This window comes from Cellulophaga algicola DSM 14237 (assembly GCF_000186265.1).
Taxonomy (GTDB): Bacteria; Bacteroidota; Bacteroidia; order Flavobacteriales; family Flavobacteriaceae; genus Cellulophaga; species Cellulophaga algicola.
This window is the reverse complement of sequence record NC_014934.1, coordinates 4,447,481-4,464,842: the sequence shown is the minus strand read 5'-3', so window position 1 is coordinate 4,464,842 and position 17,362 is coordinate 4,447,481. Positions and strand designations below refer to the sequence as shown.

General features: G+C 34.2%; 14 protein-coding genes and 1 riboswitch. Of the genes, 9 read left to right on the top strand and 5 right to left on the bottom strand.

Annotated elements, in window-relative coordinates; translation table 11 throughout:
* Window positions 1-38: 38 nt before the first annotated feature.
* Window positions 39-602 carry a TetR/AcrR family transcriptional regulator gene (locus CELAL_RS19360; protein ID WP_013552588.1) on the bottom strand — a complete coding sequence of 188 codons (564 nt, stop codon included), beginning with the start codon at window positions 600-602 and terminating at the stop codon, window positions 39-41.
* A gap of 217 nt (window positions 603-819) precedes the next feature.
* Here CELAL_RS19360 and CELAL_RS19355 point away from each other — a divergent pair, with 217 nt between their 5' ends.
* Window positions 820-948, top strand: coding sequence for an SDR family NAD(P)-dependent oxidoreductase (locus tag CELAL_RS19355; protein ID WP_013552587.1), 129 nt, complete (start codon window positions 820-822; stop codon window positions 946-948).
* A 247-nt stretch (window positions 949-1,195) separates the two neighbouring features.
* Window positions 1,196-1,495 (top strand): hypothetical protein, encoded by a 300-nt coding sequence (locus CELAL_RS19350; RefSeq protein ID WP_013552586.1) that lies wholly within the window; start codon window positions 1,196-1,198, stop codon window positions 1,493-1,495.
* A 252-nt stretch (window positions 1,496-1,747) separates the two neighbouring features.
* Here CELAL_RS19350 and CELAL_RS19345 read toward each other — a convergent pair whose 3' ends face one another.
* A complete protein-coding gene (locus tag CELAL_RS19345; protein WP_013552585.1) occupies window positions 1,748-2,494 on the bottom strand; it encodes an arylesterase in 747 nt (248 codons plus the stop codon).
* Between the two features lie 26 nt (window positions 2,495-2,520).
* Here CELAL_RS19345 and CELAL_RS19340 point away from each other — a divergent pair, with 26 nt between their 5' ends.
* From CELAL_RS19340 to CELAL_RS22005, 3 genes are all read left to right on the top strand, one after another.
* Window positions 2,521-3,210 (top strand): ABC transporter ATP-binding protein, encoded by a 690-nt coding sequence (locus CELAL_RS19340; protein WP_013552584.1) that lies wholly within the window; start codon window positions 2,521-2,523, stop codon window positions 3,208-3,210.
* Window positions 3,211-3,257: 47 nt separating this feature from the next.
* Entirely contained in the window at window positions 3,258-5,753 is a 2,496-nt protein-coding gene (locus CELAL_RS19335) for an ABC transporter permease (protein WP_041557830.1), read from the top strand.
* A 126-nt stretch (window positions 5,754-5,879) separates the two neighbouring features.
* Window positions 5,880-6,053 carry a hypothetical protein gene (locus tag CELAL_RS22005; protein WP_013552582.1) on the top strand — a complete coding sequence of 58 codons (174 nt, stop codon included), beginning with the start codon at window positions 5,880-5,882 and terminating at the stop codon, window positions 6,051-6,053.
* Window positions 6,054-6,297: 244 nt separating this feature from the next.
* Here the strand turns inward: CELAL_RS22005 and CELAL_RS19330 are convergent, their stop codons facing one another.
* Window positions 6,298-8,358 carry a tetratricopeptide repeat-containing sensor histidine kinase gene (locus tag CELAL_RS19330; protein ID WP_013552581.1) on the bottom strand — a complete coding sequence of 687 codons (2,061 nt, stop codon included), beginning with the start codon at window positions 8,356-8,358 and terminating at the stop codon, window positions 6,298-6,300.
* A gap of 435 nt (window positions 8,359-8,793) precedes the next feature.
* Here CELAL_RS19330 and CELAL_RS19325 point away from each other — a divergent pair, with 435 nt between their 5' ends.
* The gene (locus CELAL_RS19325) at window positions 8,794-10,125 is read left to right on the top strand and encodes a sensor histidine kinase (RefSeq protein ID WP_013552580.1); all 1,332 of its coding nucleotides are present in this window, start codon (window positions 8,794-8,796) and stop codon (window positions 10,123-10,125) included.
* A 38-nt stretch (window positions 10,126-10,163) separates the two neighbouring features.
* Here the strand turns inward: CELAL_RS19325 and CELAL_RS19320 are convergent, their stop codons facing one another.
* Complete coding sequence (locus tag CELAL_RS19320) at window positions 10,164-11,465, bottom strand: Na+/H+ antiporter NhaC family protein (protein ID WP_013552579.1); 1,302 nt, start codon at window positions 11,463-11,465, stop codon at window positions 10,164-10,166.
* Window positions 11,466-11,513: 48 nt separating this feature from the next.
* Window positions 11,514-11,611, bottom strand: a riboswitch (SAM-I-IV-variant riboswitch).
* A gap of 171 nt (window positions 11,612-11,782) precedes the next feature.
* On the bottom strand, window positions 11,783-12,658 hold the full coding sequence (locus tag CELAL_RS19315; RefSeq protein WP_013552578.1) for a porin family protein: 876 nt from the start codon (window positions 12,656-12,658) through the stop codon (window positions 11,783-11,785).
* Between the two features lie 378 nt (window positions 12,659-13,036).
* Here CELAL_RS19315 and CELAL_RS19310 point away from each other — a divergent pair, with 378 nt between their 5' ends.
* From CELAL_RS19310 to CELAL_RS19300, 3 genes are all read left to right on the top strand, one after another.
* Entirely contained in the window at window positions 13,037-15,154 is a 2,118-nt protein-coding gene (locus tag CELAL_RS19310; RefSeq protein WP_013552577.1) for a WGR domain-containing protein, read from the top strand.
* A 14-nt stretch (window positions 15,155-15,168) separates the two neighbouring features.
* Complete coding sequence (locus tag CELAL_RS19305; RefSeq protein WP_041557827.1) at window positions 15,169-15,450, top strand: hypothetical protein; 282 nt, start codon at window positions 15,169-15,171, stop codon at window positions 15,448-15,450.
* A gap of 115 nt (window positions 15,451-15,565) precedes the next feature.
* Window positions 15,566-17,341, top strand: coding sequence for a leucine-rich repeat domain-containing protein (locus tag CELAL_RS19300; protein WP_041557826.1), 1,776 nt, complete (start codon window positions 15,566-15,568; stop codon window positions 17,339-17,341).
* Window positions 17,342-17,362 lie beyond the last annotated feature (21 nt).

Sequence of the window (17,362 nt, the reverse complement as noted above, 5' to 3'; positions counted from 1 at the left end):
ATTACCGACCATTCGGTAAAATAAGTATATAAATTTTTTTATGGTTTTAGGTAGGTAGTTTGTATTTCTTGTAGGGTAGTTTCAAATATAGCTAAGTCATTCATGCCTCTTGTAACAATAAGACTTCCCTGTATTTTTATCAGCGTATCAACAGCTTGCTGCTGTGCTTCAGATGCCGTTAAGCCTAAAGCTATTCCTATATTCTTGAAGGCATGAATCCATTTGCTCATTCCTCTATTAATTTGGACTTCAAATAATTCTAAACTTTGGCCCAAAGAAAGCGCCCTAAAAATGCAAGTTTCTTTACCATGATCATAAGATTTTCTAATTTCGGCGATGCCTTCTTTTATTCGTTCTTCAGGGGTTTTGTTCTCATCTAACAATAGTGTAAACAGATGTTGATCTACCCATTCTTCTAAAAAATCGAGAACAGCAGAGGCCATTTCTTGCTTGCCCTTCGGAAAACGGTGATAAAGACTCGCTTTTTTTAATCCGGTACTTGCCGCTAATTCGGCAAGACTAGTCCCTTCATATCCTTTAGAACGAAAGGTTTTTACTAAGCTTGTCATGATTTCGGCGTCTTGTACTTTCTGTGGTCTCATGCTGCAAAGATAAAAAAATAAATCAATTACCGAACGATTGGTAAATAAAATGATTTTTCTAGCACTATAGGAGGCTTCAGGTAAGTAATTCTATTTTCGGTTTATTCCGTATAGGGATTAATATGGGCACATAGAAATATAGTGTTTGTAACACCATCATTTTTTTAGTGTCCAAATAAAGCAGGACAGCAAATTGTCTTGATTAAATAAAAAAAGCATGAGAAAGTTAGAAGGAGAAACAGCTGTAATTACAGGAGGTACTAGTGGTATTGGTTTAGCAACAGCGCAAGAATTTATTACTCAAGGAGCTAATGTAGTTATTTTTGGTAGGGGTCTCTCTCGTTAAGTAGCAAATCCATAATTTAAAGATACTACGGGTTTTATGGGAGCACAATAGTTCCGAATCAAAGATGTTATACCTAGCGCTTGTTTGTTTTTTAAAGGGTTCATCTAAAGAATATGTAGTTTTTAATTTTTCATCTATAGATAGCTACCATGTGTAGGGGGAATCTGGGGATTGGTCTAAAGTTTTTTCTACAGTAATTAGCTAAGGGTATTTTTGCATTCAAATAAAATAGTCTAAACACAAAATCATGAAAAAAGTAATTTCAAGTATGCTGCTAATTGCTGCATTATCTAGTTGTTCTAGTACAAAAAATATGAATACGGCTACTATTTCACAAGCGGCTACCTTATTGAGTTCATTAAGTTCAAACTCAACAGTTCAGCAAGTTGCTAGTCTTTTCAGCCTTTTAGATACTAATAATGACGAAAGCGTTAGCTCATCAGAAGCTATAGGTTCTGTTGCAGATAATTTTAGCTTATTGGATGCAGATAACAGTGCTGGCCTTAGTCTTACGGAAATGGAAGGTATTCTTGCCTTATTGAAGTAGAGAAACAACCAGGTAATTAAAATCCTTTCACGAAAAGTGGAAGGATTTTTTTATAACTAGAATATAGGGAGGAAAGCTGAGTACTTCTTCCAGACATAGGCAGTATTACGCTTTAATATCTAAGCGTATGCAACGTAATAGGATAGCTATACGTGTAGTGAAAATTGATATTTCAGAGGTGTGATTTGTAAATACTCCTTGAAAGAGGTGTAGCTAAAAAAGCCTTTGAAACCTGAATAGTATATACTATTATTAGGACTTCAATAATGGTTGTAATACATCCCAAACCGTATTTGCTAAGATTTTATGACCTTCTATGTTTGGGTGAATGCCATCCTTTTGGTTTAATGCAGCAATCCCACCAACATCTTTCAAAATAAAAGGAATAAATTCTAATGTATTCTTCTCCGCCAAGTCTATAAACAGTTGTTTAAATTCAGTCGTATATGCTAGGCCCATATTTGGAGGCAATTGCATTCCGGCAAGGATAATCGTGGTATTGGGACTTTTCTTTCGCACCACATCAATGATTGCTTGTAAATTTGCACGTGTTTCAGACAAAGCTACACCACGCAAACCATCATTAGCACCAAGTTCTAGGAGAAATATGCTAGGTGTTTGTTTAATTACCCAATCAATTCTGCTTTTGCCGCCAGCAGTAGTTTCACCACTTACTCCAGAATTAATCACTGTAAATTTAAGACCTAAAGAATCTAATTTTTTTTGTACTAGACCAGGGTAGGCATTGTTATTATCATCAAGACCATAACCTGCCGTAATGCTATCACCAAAACATAGAATGGTTTTGGTCGTGGCATTTGTCGCTAAAATATCTTCTGTTTTCTTAGGAGTGCTCGCATCTTCTGTTGCCTGTTCTGTTTTGGCATCACCACAGGAGTAGAGTAGGACGGCCATTAGAAAATAACAAAACTTTAGGAGTTTAGCGCTTATAGATGTTGGCAGATATGAATGCAATTGTTTATTTTGGGCCTTGGACATGAGTCACGATATAAATTAAAATTAAGATGTCAAAGATATTAAAGATTACCGGGTTGGAAAAAACATATACCAGCGGTAACAAACAATTAACGGTATTGCATGATATCTCTTTTGAGGTAGAGAAGGGACAAACCTTTTCTATAATTGGCCCTTCCGGAAGTGGAAAAACCACATTACTGGGGTTATGTGCAGGTTTAGATCAGCCAAATGCAGGGAGTGTAGAATTATGCGGTCAAGACTTAAATGCTTTAAACGAAGACCAACGCGCTCAATTGAGAAATAAAGAAGTTGGTTTTATTTTCCAAAATTTTCAGTTATTACCTACGCTAACGGCTCTTGAGAATGTGAGTGTCCCGCTAGAATTACAGGGTGCTAAAGACGCGAAAGAAAAGAGCGAAATCTTATTAGAAAAAGTAGGGCTAGGCAAACGTATGCACCATTACCCTTCGCAACTCTCTGGTGGCGAGCAGCAACGAGTGGCATTGGCACGCGCTTTTGTGAATTCCCCTTCTATCTTATTTGCAGATGAACCCACTGGTAATTTAGATGAGGAAACTGGTGAAAAAGTGATTAAATTATTATTTGATCTTAATAAAGAATTAGGAACCACCTTGATTATTATTTCTCACGATTTAGAATTAGCAAACCGTACGCAACAAATTGTGCGACTTAAAGGCGGAAAAATTATTACGAATCAACTTACCACTGCACTGTGAACGTATCCAATACCAATAATAAGTTACAAATAACTTGGCTTTTTAAAATGGCATGGCGAGATGCCAAAGCTAGTAAAGTGCGTCTACTTCTATTTATGGCATCCATTATTTTGGGCATTTCAGCCGTGGTATCCATACAATTATTTAGCACCAATTTAAAGGATAACATACAGCGTCAATCTAAGACTTTAATGGGGGCTGATTTTATTATTGATGCAAAACAAATACCTAGTGAACGAGCGCAAACGATTATAGATTCCCTGCAACCAGATGCTTTTGAGGTAAATTTTGTCTCTATGGTTGCTTTTCCTAAGAATGGCGGTACAAAACTAGTAAAAGTACGTGGTCTAGAGGGGGGCTTTCCATTTTATGGCGAGATTGAAACAGAACCTACAGCAGCAGCAGGTGGGTATCAAGCATCTGGTGGTGCTTTGGTAGATGCTACGTTATTACTCCAATATAATGCCAAACCAGGAGATTCTATAAAAATAGGAAAGCTAACACTACCTATTTCGGGTGCATTGAAAACTATTCCGGGGAGTACTGCTATTTCTACAGCTGTAGCACCTCTAGTGATAATTCCATATCGTTTTATTGCAGCTACCGAATTGCTGCAGTTTGGAAGTAGAAAAGAATACCAATACTTCTACAAAGCCTCTGATACTTTAAATTTAAATAGACTTGAAGATAAAATAGGAGCACAGCTAGATTTTGAAAATGCCGATTTAGATACCCATACCAGTACTACCAAACGTTTGGGGAGACGCTATGACAATGTGGGTAAATTCTTAAACTTAGCTGCTTTTATAGCCTTGCTCTTAGGCTGTATTGGTATCGCTAGTTCTGTGCATATTTATATTAAAGAAAAACTAAGTGCTATTGCTGTTTTAAAATGTATGGGAGCATCTAGGCTGCAAAGTTTTCTGATATTTCTTATTCAAATTGCCGGCATTGGACTTGTTGGCGGACTCATAGGTTCCTTGATAGGGGCAGCCATCCAAGAGATTTTTCCATACCTATTAAAAGATTTTTTACCTTTTACTATTGAGATGAATATTTCGGCACAGCCAATTCTAATTGGGGTATTCCTCGGTTTGTTTATGTCAGTTTTATTTGCACTATTGCCATTACTTCGTACTTGGTATGTTTCTCCATTGGAAGTCTTGCGCGTAGATGAGCATGCTACTCAAGAACCCATCTATATTAGACTTTTGGTATTTACCGCCATTTTAGCATTTCTATTTTTGTTTTCATTCTGGTTACTTGATGATGCTTTATACTCCTTGTTTTTTGTGGGAGCCACACTTCTTACTTTTGCTTTATTAACAGGGGTAGCTTTAGGTTTTATAAAAGCGATTAAACGTTTTTTTCCAACACGCTGGAGTTTTACGTTACGCCAAAGTTTGCTTAATTTATTTAGGCCTAACAATCAAACGGTTGTGCTGGTTGTAGCCATTGGTTTGGGTACCTTTTTAATGAGTACGTTATATTTTACCAAAGATATTCTAGTAGCAAAAACGGAAGTAGGACAGCGTACTGAAAATGTAAATATTATCATTTTAGATGTACAACCAGAACAGGTTGATGCTGTAGCCCAAAATATAAAGTCTAAAGATTTGCCTGTGCTTAACAACATTCCGTTAGTTACCATGCGGATGCATAGTATTAAAGGGCAGCTGGTAAATAAGTTGCGGCAGGATAGCACAAGACAAGTGCGCAGTTGGGTTTTGAACCACGAATTTAGGACTACGTATCGAGATTCACTCACGCCATCAGAAGAACTGCTCGAAGGTAAATGGACGCCCCGAATTGCGACTGGGGATCCTGTTGTTATTTCTATTTCAGATAACATAGCATCCGATGCCAATATTACTGTTGGTGATGCTGTAGTATTTAATGTACAAGGCGTTCTTATGGAAACTACAGTAGGGAGTATTCGCAAGGTAGATTGGGCACAGATACAACTCAACTTTTCCATCGTATTTCCTGAAGGTGTGCTAGAGAATGCACCTCAGTTTAATGTGTTTACCACGAGAGTGCCCGATGAAGCAAGTTCAGCAGCATTTCAGCGCGATTTAGTTGCAAACTTTCCTAATGTGTCTATTATAGATTTACGGCAAGTCTTCACCTTAGTAGAAGATATCTTGGACAAAGTTTCATGGATTATTAATTTTATGGCATTTTTTAGTATTCTCACAGGAATTATTGTATTGATTGGCTCTGTAAGAACTAGTAAATACCAACGTATCAAAGAGAGTGTGTTGCTCCGCACATTAGGGGCTAAAAACGCGCAGATTTTACAAATTTCGGCTTTTGAATACTTCTTTTTAGGATTGCTGGGTAGTTTGGTGGGCATTCTATTGGCATTGCTAAGTAGCTTGTGTTTGGCAGTGTTTGTGTTTAAAGAGCCTTTTGTACCCTCTATAATTCCGTTTTTGGTGTTTTTACCCGGAATTACGTTGTTGGTTTTAGCGATTGGTTTAAGTAATATTCAAACGGTTTTAAGGAGTTCTCCTTTAGAAGTATTGCGAAGAGAAAGATAGGGAGTTATCCTTTAAATTTTAGTACATTGAGTTAAATACCAAGATGAAAATATATCATGATTTGGGAATTAACTGTGAAAATCAAATAATTAGGCACCATGTAATTTGGACCATTAAAGCATAACTATGTTAACTATTTTATATGTATTTCAGATACCGTATGGCACTCGCAACCCGGATGACAATGGTCCTATTGATCTTTCAAGTCCGTTTGATGTCATTATGTATATTATCATGCCAGTATTAATGATTCTCTTATATATTTTCTGGAGGCGGAATAAAAAAAAGAACGGAAATTAATTAGTTTTCATTTTCTGTTTTTTATGCTTTTATGAGTAGAAATGAGAGTACCTAATCCAATACACACTAAAACCAGTCATAGTTAGGGTACAACCCTTATTAAAATTATTAAGAGATTCTGTTAAAAGTGCTGTTAAGTCCTTTGATCTATTATCCTTAAAAAATAAATCATGATATCTGGATGAAGAACGATTGTTATACGTAATTGTACGAGGAGAAATTTATTCTTAGCTTATTAAAAATCTTAAACTGTGATGTCTTTATCTGATTGCAGTGGAATGGTAAAAAAGATAGAAGTTCCTTCATTTTTAATGCTAGATACCCATAATTTACCGCCATTATTTTCTACCATCTCTTTACAGATAGAAAGGCCTAAACCTGTACCTTTTTCGTTATTGGTACCATAGGTAGATTTCATATGTTTTTTCTCGAAAAGCAAAGACTGGGTTTGTTGATCCATTCCAATACCATTATCTGCAACTTCTAATTGCAGTTCATTATCCTTTTCTAGTACATTGATGCTAATTTCACCCTTGGAGTTCGTAAATTTTATAGCGTTGCTAATAAGGTTTCTGATGATAATATTTAAGTGATTTGTATCACTAAAACTAAGGGTGTTTTCTGGTATTGTATTTATAATACTAATTTCTTTCTCTTGAGCTAAAGGACTTAGTACGGAAATAGTATTTCTAACTATAGTATGAATATCAACATTTAGTGGTTTTAATACGATTCCTTCCATTTGTGTTCTAGCCCAGACTAATAGATTGTTGAGCATTTCCGAAATACCTTGAATATCTCGTAATGCTTGCGGAAATAAAGTATTATAATCTTCTTTACTAATCGCTTCATTAGAAGTCATTTTCATAAGCATATAAAAGGAGTTTATAGGTCCTTTAAGATCATGTGCTATGATTGAGAATAGTTTGTCTTTTGTGGTATTAGATTCACTTAATTGAATTTCTCTTGTAAGTAAAATTTCTTGCTTCTCTTGTAAATTCTCTGTGTATTTTTTTTGAAGCTTATTGTTTCTATAGATTAGGATCAAAAATAATGAAGCTATAATAAGAGCAGCAATAGCGATATATACATAGTTTTTTTGCTTTGCTATGGCTTTTTGTTGTTTTTCGATTAATAATTTTTTCTGATTCTCAAATTCCGTTTTACTACGCAGAATGCCCAAACCCTTTTTAAATTTTTCGGTAGATTCTTTCTCGTATAAATCCATGTAGGCAGTTTGATAGCTATAGGCTAAATCATTTTGTCCTTTTTCATGATATATTTTCGATAACACTAAATTTGAATCTTTGATACTTAGAGCAATCTCTAGTTCAGTTGCAATAGCTAATCCTCTTAGGGCATATTGCTCAGCAAGCTCAATATTTTTAAGTCCTAAATGACATTTAGCTAAGGCATTATAGACTAAGGTATAGCCATACTTAAAATTTATTTCGTCACAAAGTTCTTCTGATAAACTTAACCACTTTAGGGCCTCACTATAATCATTTTGGATAAGTGCTATGGATCCTTTTTGTTCATAGCCGTGAGAAATCCAATCTTTTAAATGTTCTTTTTTGAAAAACTCAATACTATTATCAACCATAATATTTGCCTCTGTATCGTTTCCTATTTTTGAATATGCGGAAGCCATATTTATTTGCGTATACGCCAAAATTTCTTCGTTGTTATTATCTATATTTAATTGGCGTGCGATTTTAAGGAAAGCTAAGGCAGTTTCGTAATCATCATTCTCACTGTATATATTGGCTATATTCACATTAATACTCACCATCATATCCACATCCTTAGCTTCTTTAGCAACAGCTAGGGCTTCTAAAAATTTAGTGAGCGCTAGTGCTACTTTTCCTTGTAACCAATAATCTAGCCCCATGTTATTCAATGCTCTTAACTTTTCTCTACTTAAGTTATGAGTATTTGCAATTTTTAAGGCATTCATATTATACTCATAAGCCTTGTCTATTTCACCCTTTTCAAAATAGAAATATCCATAGGTAGATAGTGCTGTACTTTCTCCACTTTTATAATTAGTATCTAAACTTAATTGATATCCTTCCTTTAATAATAGCTCAGTACTATCTGTATTGGTCCGTATTTGAGATTTTGCCAGTTTAAGTATTAAATCTATGTACTCTGTATTCTGGGGTGTAAAATTTGCATTAGATCGGAGTTCATCTATTTTGGAAACCGTACTTTTTTCTTCCTGTGCCATTACTGTAGGCGCGCAACACATAACGAAAATAATAGTGATGATGAGTCGCTTATAGAAGAAAATGATATGTTCCATTACTTATAATTTTAGAAAATGTACGAACCTTTATGAACTGCTCATAATTTTTGTTGTGAATGAAATAGTTTTGGGTGCCAGCTATCAATTCTTGTTTTTTTTAGTACTGATATTGCCTTAGGGTATTGAAAACAAACCATTTAAAAGTTCTTTTTTAATAGTGATTGAATTCTATAGTTAAGGATAAAGGCGATATCTTGTCATCTCTTGGTTTATAGCGCAATGATTCAGCCCTAATAACCGGTGTCGTTCTTTAGCAGATCCGCGCTGTTTGAAAAGTATATTGAAATGCCTTACTTCTAGAAATTGTTGTGCTAGTTAAATTAATTTACGTTCTTACAAACTCTTTTTATCTTCCTTAATTTTTGTACTAAGAAAGGAAAGAGTATTTTAGGAAAAAGAGCTATTTTTTTATCTTAAATCTTATAGAATCGAATGAAAAATCAACCTTTAGATACGAACAGTTCACTTTCTGGAAATAAAGAAGTTGCAATGCTTCAAGAAGAAAAAGATAAAATAATTGAACGTCAATTGCGCTTTCAAGACCTATTGATTAGTATTTCTACGCAATACATCAACTCAGATTTATCAGATATAGATACTTTAATTAATGATTCGTTAAAGCAGATAGGGGAGTTTGTAGCGTCTGATCGGAGTTATATTTTTTCCTATGATTTTGTAAATAGAACAGCTTCCAATACCTATGAGTGGTGTTCTGATGGGGTGGAGCCCGAGATTGATAATCTACAAAATATCCCTACGGATTACATCACTCAATGGCTTGAAGCACATCAAAACGGAGAGGCTTTCTACGTAGAAGACGTCAGCCTCTTACCAGAAGATGGGGAACAAGGTTTACGTGCCATACTGGAACCACAAGGTATTAAGAGCTTAATTGTAATACCAAAGATTAAAAACAATGAATTAATTGGTTTTGTTGGTTTTGATGCTGTTCAAAAGATAAATAAGTACACCGATAATGAAAAAGAGATTCTTTTTGTTTTTGCAAATATGCTTGTAAATGTTATTCAGCGAAAAGAGAACGAAGAACAAATAAAAGCGCAAGAAGAAAAGAAAGAAGAATTATTAAAAAACTTATCTATACAGAATCAAGAATTGAATGAATATGCGCATGTGGTGTCTCATGATTTAAAAGCACCGCTGATCAACATTCATACCTTGATTGGCTGGTTTATGGAAGATCGTAAGGAGACTTTAGGAGAAGAACTCTTAAACCCTCTAAACCAAGTTTTGTTTAATGTAGAACGAATGGATTTTCTAATTAAAGGAATATTAGATTATTCCACCATAGATAGATTGGAATCTCAAGATGCACAGATAGATTTTAATGTGATGTTGAAAGAAGTGCTAGAAACCATGCTCGTTCCTGATACAACTACAATTACAATCCAAGAAAATTTACCTACGCTTTATGGTAATGCATGGCGCTATAAGCAAATTTTTCAAAATTTAATTCAGAATGCTGTTCGTTATACAGACAAGGAGCAGGGGAGTATTGAAGTTGGATTTGTTGAAAAGGGCGATTTTTATGAGTTTTTTGTAAAAGACAACGGAATAGGTATTAAAGCAGATTACTTTGAAAGAATCTTCAAAATTTTCACCAAATTAGAAAGTACAGGATCTTCTTCTGGTATAGGCCTTTCTATTGTGAAAAAAATAGTAACGTTTTACAAAGGTTCTATTTGGTTAGAAAGCCAAGAAGGTGCGGGTACTACCTTCTATTTTACACTTTTAAAGACAAAATAGAAATGGCATAATTAAAGCTTCTTAGATTTTAAAAATTGTTAAGCTTTTCTCATGGGATTAAAACTTACAAACGCCACAGTATATAAAAAAAGCAAGAGTAAATACCAAGTATTAGAAACTAGGTCTAGGTAATCTATTTTTCCTTTTGAGAAACTCAAAATCATCAAGACTTGGGCACCATATGGTAATAAACCTTGAATAATACAGGCGAAAATATCCAAAATTGAGGCTGTTTTTTTCGAGTCTAAACCATACTCATCATTTATAGTTTTGGCAATAGGGCCAGCAATAATAATAGAAACGGTGTTATTCGCAATAGCCATATTAATAGTACTTACCAAGCCTGCTATTCCTAACTGTGCTGTTTTTTTATTTTTGATTAGTTTTTTGATGTGTACTAGTATAAAATTGATACCTCCATTTTTTTCCACCAATGCAGCCAATCCTCCTGTGAGTAAAGACAACAAGAATATTTCTGTCATATTGGTAAATCCACCGTATGCAATTTTCGTGGAGGCTATTAAGGTAAAATCGCCATCAAAAATCCCCAGAAGTACAGCAAAAATGGTACCTACCAGTAAGGTTGCAAATACATTTACGCCAACAATAGAAAGGATAATAACCAATACATAGGGGGCTATTTTAAGGACCGAATAACTGTAAATAGCAGTGGCTGTTTCATCAGTTTTTAGCCCTAATCCCTGAAAAACTAAAATAGCAATGGTAAATAAGGCAGCAGGAACGGCAATTTTAATATTCTGTTTAAACTTATCACTCATCTTGCAGCCCAGAGATTGTGTTGCGGCTATGGTAGTATCAGAGATTACAGACAAGTTGTCTCCAAACATGCTCCCACCTAATAATGCCCCACACAAAATGGCTAAATCTGCATTACTTTTATCGGCAAAACCTACAACAATGGGTGCTAATGCCACAATAGCGCCTACAGAAGTACCGGTAGAAACCGATAAAAAACTAGCGATCATAAAGATACCCACATAGATATATTGTAGTGCAATATAATCTAAGCCAAGATTTACAATAGCAGCTACACTACCTGTTTCATTGGTAATTGCTGCGAATGCCCCGGCCAATAAATAGATAAGGCACATGGTTAATATTTTATCATCCCCACAGCCTTTGAGTAAGGTTTTTATTTTTGAATCTATAGATTGTCTAAAGAGAACAAAAGCAACGATTATACCTGCAATAACCGCAATTGGAGCCGGTAGCGCATAAAAATCATTTTGATAAATACCCACGCCTAAAAACGTAAAAACAAATACGAATAGGGGAATTAATGCAGAAAATTTAGGAATGCGTTCTTTTTGATGTGCCATCTGATTGTATACTAAAAAAAAAGGAATAGCAGCAAATAAATAGAAATATGAATTAACATTTGTTCCAAGTAATTGGCTTATCTCTTTAGCACCTTGCTCGTTAGTGCAGGTTGCTATCTCTTTTTTTGAGATTCTTGATAATTATTTTAAGGCGGCAAATTTAGGGTATAAAAGGAGAATTAAAACTAAAAATATGTTAATTAATATGCGGTATCTTTTTCTTATTAGCAGAGGTGATGAAACTATGGCGTAAAAAAAAAACCTGCCCTTTATGAAAGGGCAGGTTTTTATGACAATACGTACTATGAAGTATGTTGTTATTCTTTAGAAGCCGAAGGCTTGAATTTGTACGTGATACCAAAATTAATTCCGAAAGAAGAATAAGGTACTTTTTGCGATAATTTTTTAGTAGTATCCGTATCGCTACTTGATAAGTTATCTACATAAGTTGTTTTTTTATTGGTTCCTTCAGGTAAGTTATCTATAGAAAACACACCAGGAGCAGCAACAGTTCCGTCCGGTAAAACGATATCCGTATTAAATTCTGAAATCTCAGAATCTTTACGCTTTAAGCTAATCCCATAATATTCAGCTTCAGCAAAAAGGCTAAGGTTTGGAGTCAATTCATAGTTATATCCAAGAGCAGCAACAAAGCCTAGAGGAAAATGTCCATGAAAATCTTCTTTATAATTTGTTTCTGAATATGATCCAGAAGGTAAATTTTGTGCTTGTGCCTCTTCATCAGTAAATACAGCCTTGTTATAGACTACAGCTTCTGTTTTACCAGCAACTTTGAACAAACCACCTATACGTCCAAAAACATTATTATTAAATTTGTATACTAATGAAGCAGACCCTCCAAAAGCACGTGCTCTGGCAATAGCATTTACTTGTTGACTTGTAGAATTTACAACCGTAATATCTTGGTCAGATCCATTTAAATACCCTAAACTAACGTCTGCTCCAAAAGTGTCATTAAAAAAATACGTACCTCTTATTTGAAAATTCACACCTTCTCCGTAACTCCCGTAAGAGTTCTCAACATTTGCTCCTGTTTCAGAAACTGTAGTTACGGTACCCAATTTCATTCCGGCACTACCCACTGCATATCCAGTACTGGCAGAAACTTGAAATTGACTGAATGCTGAACTTGTCATTAGTATCGCAGTAAGCGCTATAAAAATATGTTTCATAAAATTTGATTTTAGTTTTTAAATTAATTTTTAAAAATTATTTATTGAGTTTTAATTTTGGGTAAATATACTTTTTTTTGCGTGTTGCAATAGTTAAAATCAGTGTAAGAATTAGTTTACTTTACAAAGTTTTAACTTTTTTTAAAACTATCTATGTATCGTTCAATTACTTAGCGGTTTTATTTCTTAGACCTGGATGAATCAGTAAATGTTAAATTGAAGGAATAGTACGTATAAATGTTGATGTATACGCACCGAGTTTGCAGCGTATAGAAAATTAGTCATAGAATTTATAGCCTTTTTTATTCATTTACTCGTTCAAATCCGTTGATAGTTTCTTTGAGTTTTATATATTTAAAATCTAAAAATGTAGATAGGTTGAAATTAGTACAACAAAAGAAACTCTATTTTTCTGAAGGAAAATCGGATAAGGTTTATGAAGTAGATCTTTGTGAAAACCAAGATTTATTTGTAGTAAACTTCAGGTACGGGAGGCGAGGCGCACAATTACGAGAAGGTACCAAAACTGTTTTTCCGGTAGCTTATGACGAGGCTTATAAAATTTTTAATGCACTTGTTGATAGTAAAGAAAAAAAAGGATACTCGGATACGGTACTGGAAGAAGTATCGGCAGCATCTTCTAAGATTCCAAGCTCTTCTGTAAATACGATTAGAGAAGAAACCATCTTAAAATATTTGCAGCAAGCTTTAACCCATACCTATACAAGGAACTGGAAGATATCGCGAATTATTTTAAGAGCAGGAACCTTAAAAATGGCAACGGCTTCAGAGTTGATTGCTCAATTTTTAACAGCAACGGATGAATTTCAACAGCATAATGCCATAACTGTATTAACATCCTTTGAAAATACTACTTATACCCAAAAAATAGTAGAAGTATTTAAACAACATGCTTTTAAAACAATAGCGGGTAGAGCGGCATGTGCCTATATTTTAAAGTATGGAAATACGCTCGACCAAGAAGTTATTCATACCGAAGTTTCTAAGTATATCTCTGAGGATCAGATAAATTCTTTACCCATGCAATTTATTAATGGGACTAGGGTAGATGCTTCATTTCTTTACTATGCGTATGTTTTTGCTCACAGCAATGAGTCTTTACGTCACAATATATATCAGCTATTAGATAAAATAGATTTGAAGGTTAATGTATTTAAGTCTATTAGATACATATATAGAACAACACAAATTACCAATGACATTTTGTTCTTTGCGTTACTTTCCAAGCGTATAGCAGTAAGTAAACCTGGATATACATCGGACTATATTTACAGTAATGATTCTTGGGTACTAGCAATAGATGAAAAGAAAAAAAAGAATCCTTCTATAGCTTTTTCAACTAAAACTAAAAACTATTTCAATAAAGCCTCCTATAAAAAAGTGTATGAGTTAAGTACTGGAAATACAGAGGCTTATATTCAATATGCAACAGAGACCTTATGTGCTTTAAATGAAGAGGAAGATAAAGCAAAGCGAGAAATAGAATATGCATACAACTATGATTCCTATACGGGTCGATATATTTCGGAGAAAAGAATTTTCCCTAAATATCATAACTACCTAGCCTTAATGTACATTTTGTATGGAAACTCATCAAGAGTGCAGCATTTAAAAAATAAATGGTATTATGTTGATGAAATTCAAACAGATAGCCCTAGAGAAGAAGCGCTATCTAGTGTATGGGATACAAAACCAGATCAGGTAAAAAGCATTTTAGCCAACGCTAAAAGTACGATTGCAGTAGATTTTTCATTGCGTATCATAAAAGATAATCCACATTTTTTAGATGTAATTGATGATGATTTGATGGCGAAGTTGGTAGGTCATTACCATCCAAAGGTATTAGATTTAATTCTGGACATTTTAGAAAAAAAGTATAAAATTCAGCAACCAGAAGAGGCTATTTTATTGGCACTTTTGAAATCTAAAAATGAAAAGGGAATTCAATTAGGCTTGAGTTGGTTAAAAACATACGAACGGAATTATTTTAATAATAAGCACTTTATTGAAGCGCTATTACTCAGTAATGCCGTTGAAGTGATCGCTTATTTAAAAAGCGTATTTCAATATAATGTTCCCTATAATCACCCTATCCAAATTACGAGCTTACAACCGTTGTTTGAAGCGATAAATATATTTGATGAGGATTTTTTGATTGCGGTTAATGAGCTGATTGGTGATACAGAATTTGGTAAACTTTTAAGTGAAACACCTTCCTATAAAATTTCAGAATTATCTAATTCTAATCTCATAACCAACAAGTTATTTGCACTCAATCTGGCAAAGTACAATAGCGTACCTGCTTACGAGTTATTTAAAGATTCTTTCGAGGATTATATCAATTCGGATAAAGCAACACTCCGAAAAGCCGGAATTGCATTGTTAGCTCATTTTCCGGATGATTTTTTAGTGAAGAATAAACAAGATATTGTAGGGTTTTTATTTTCTGAATTTCAGGAAAATTCACCTCCTTAAAACGTTTTAGAGCTTTGATTTATCAAATAGAAAAAGATGGAATTAAGGGCAAAACATGGAATGGCGGAGCCAATGTCCTGGCAGAAATAGACGGGTACGCTAATTTTATATTTCAGATAGATCAAGAGAAGGGCCGGGGCTTTAAAGAGCGTGTAGCAAAAATATTAGCACAACATAATTATATAGAAAAACACATTGTCACCTATGCAAAAGAAAAGGTTGTTGTGGAAAGTACTATGGAAACAAAACCAAAAGACACCTTCTTAAAAAAGCTATTTTCTATATTTAAAAAGTAATTTTTTTTTTTGAGTGATAGGTCATCGCTTTCTTTTCGATAGGTATAAATCTAAGCATAATACTAAGATTTAATTCCTTATTTTCGTGCTATATCCTATAGCATTTACCCAACGCATGGCCTACGAAAAGGAACATAAAGATCTTCTAAACTTATCCAATCAAAACCTAAAAGAGGTTCCGAAAAGTATTCTGAAGAATCTTAAATTAAGAGAACTTAATTTAAGTAATAATCAGCTAACAGAGCTACCAGACTTTATTACAGAATTAAAATATTTAGAAGTTTTAAATCTTCGCGGTAACAATTTTACTAATGTTCCAGAACTACTGCTTCAATTTAAGTATCTGAAAACACTCTCGCTCTCAGAAAATCAGTTCAAAATTATCCCTGAAACTCTCAAGGCATTAACAAACCTAAAGGAATTTGATTTTGGTGCTAATCCTTTAGTGGAATTTCCACAGTGGATTGATACGCTATATGCTCTAAAAGATTTGGGAATTTTTAATCTTAAATTAAAGCAGGTACCCGAAGTGGTTACACGTATCAAGTACTTAGAAGTGCTGTCTTTAGATGGTAATCAACTAGAAAGCCTACCAGAAAATTTCGCTAATTTGAGGTATTTAAAGGAGCTATGGGCAGCGGACAATTGCTTTGAGTATTTACCTGAAAATTTTGGTAAGCTGCATCAATTGGAAAAAATCAATTTCGGGAATGGTCAATTAAAATGCCTACCGGAATCTATTGGTGAGCTAAGGAGATTAGATTGGCTAAGTGTTGATGAAAATAAGCTTCAAGAATTACCAAGCACTATTGGATTGCTGCATAGCTTAACCTTTTTAGATATTAGTTATAATAAGATAACTAGCTTCCCAAGTTCTTTTTTTAGATTACATAGGGAAAGTTTAGAAATTTGGTTCAATGGTAATTTGTATACGGAAGAAACTAAAGTTCTCCTCAAGAATGCTTTTCCCGGTATTGATGAGGATGATCTGGAGGAAGAAGATCCTGAATCAGAAGAATATAAGCACCTAGAAGATACATTTGGAACTGGACTAAATAATTCAGGGGCTTCAGAATTGGATGCTATTGGTTCTGAGACGAGTAGCGGCTTTAGCACCTTAGCACTGTTTATCGGAGGAATTATTTTTTTAGGTATCATCGTGTTTTTTACCGTAGTGCTACGTAAAAAAGATCCTATCATCGAAGCTCATAATGAAGCTGTTGAAGCCTATAATGAAGTAGTGACTAGCTATGAACAGCACCGAGATAATATCCTTAAAAATAACAAGACAATTTTGGTGTATACCAATGATACAACTTTATTAGAAGCATATATTAGTCCTAATATAGACGTATATAAAAACCCGTATGCTCCTTCTTACAATAACATACAATCTAAAACGGATGCACTTATTGAACTATTGAATGACAAGAGTTTAGGGTACCAGGTGGTGTTAGATAACGGTAGGGTACGATTAATACAAGGGTATTTCTATGACTCTGTGTTTCCACCAGGAACTATGAAAAAATACCGTCTTTTGGCAGATTATAAAATGTCAGATAAAGAAAAAGGACACAAGAAAAAAAACATAGCTAAGTATCCTTATATGGAATCCATTAAAAAAACGGATACTGTATTTAACACAGAAGGGGCGGTGCTTAGCCATGAGGAACTCGTCAATAGAAAAATGAACTCTGGGATTCATAGATTAATGGCACCCTTAATAGACTTAGATAATGAGGAATACCATTTTTATTTTTCGCCGTACGATAATAATTATTCTAAGCAAGAATTTTTAGAAGCCATCGAAGATTTCAAAGTTATGTTTCTAAAAGAGCACAAAAAGAGAGATTTAGGCAGGCTACAAGAAATAGCTATAAAAATTAACTAATACGAACAGTGGCACCTACAG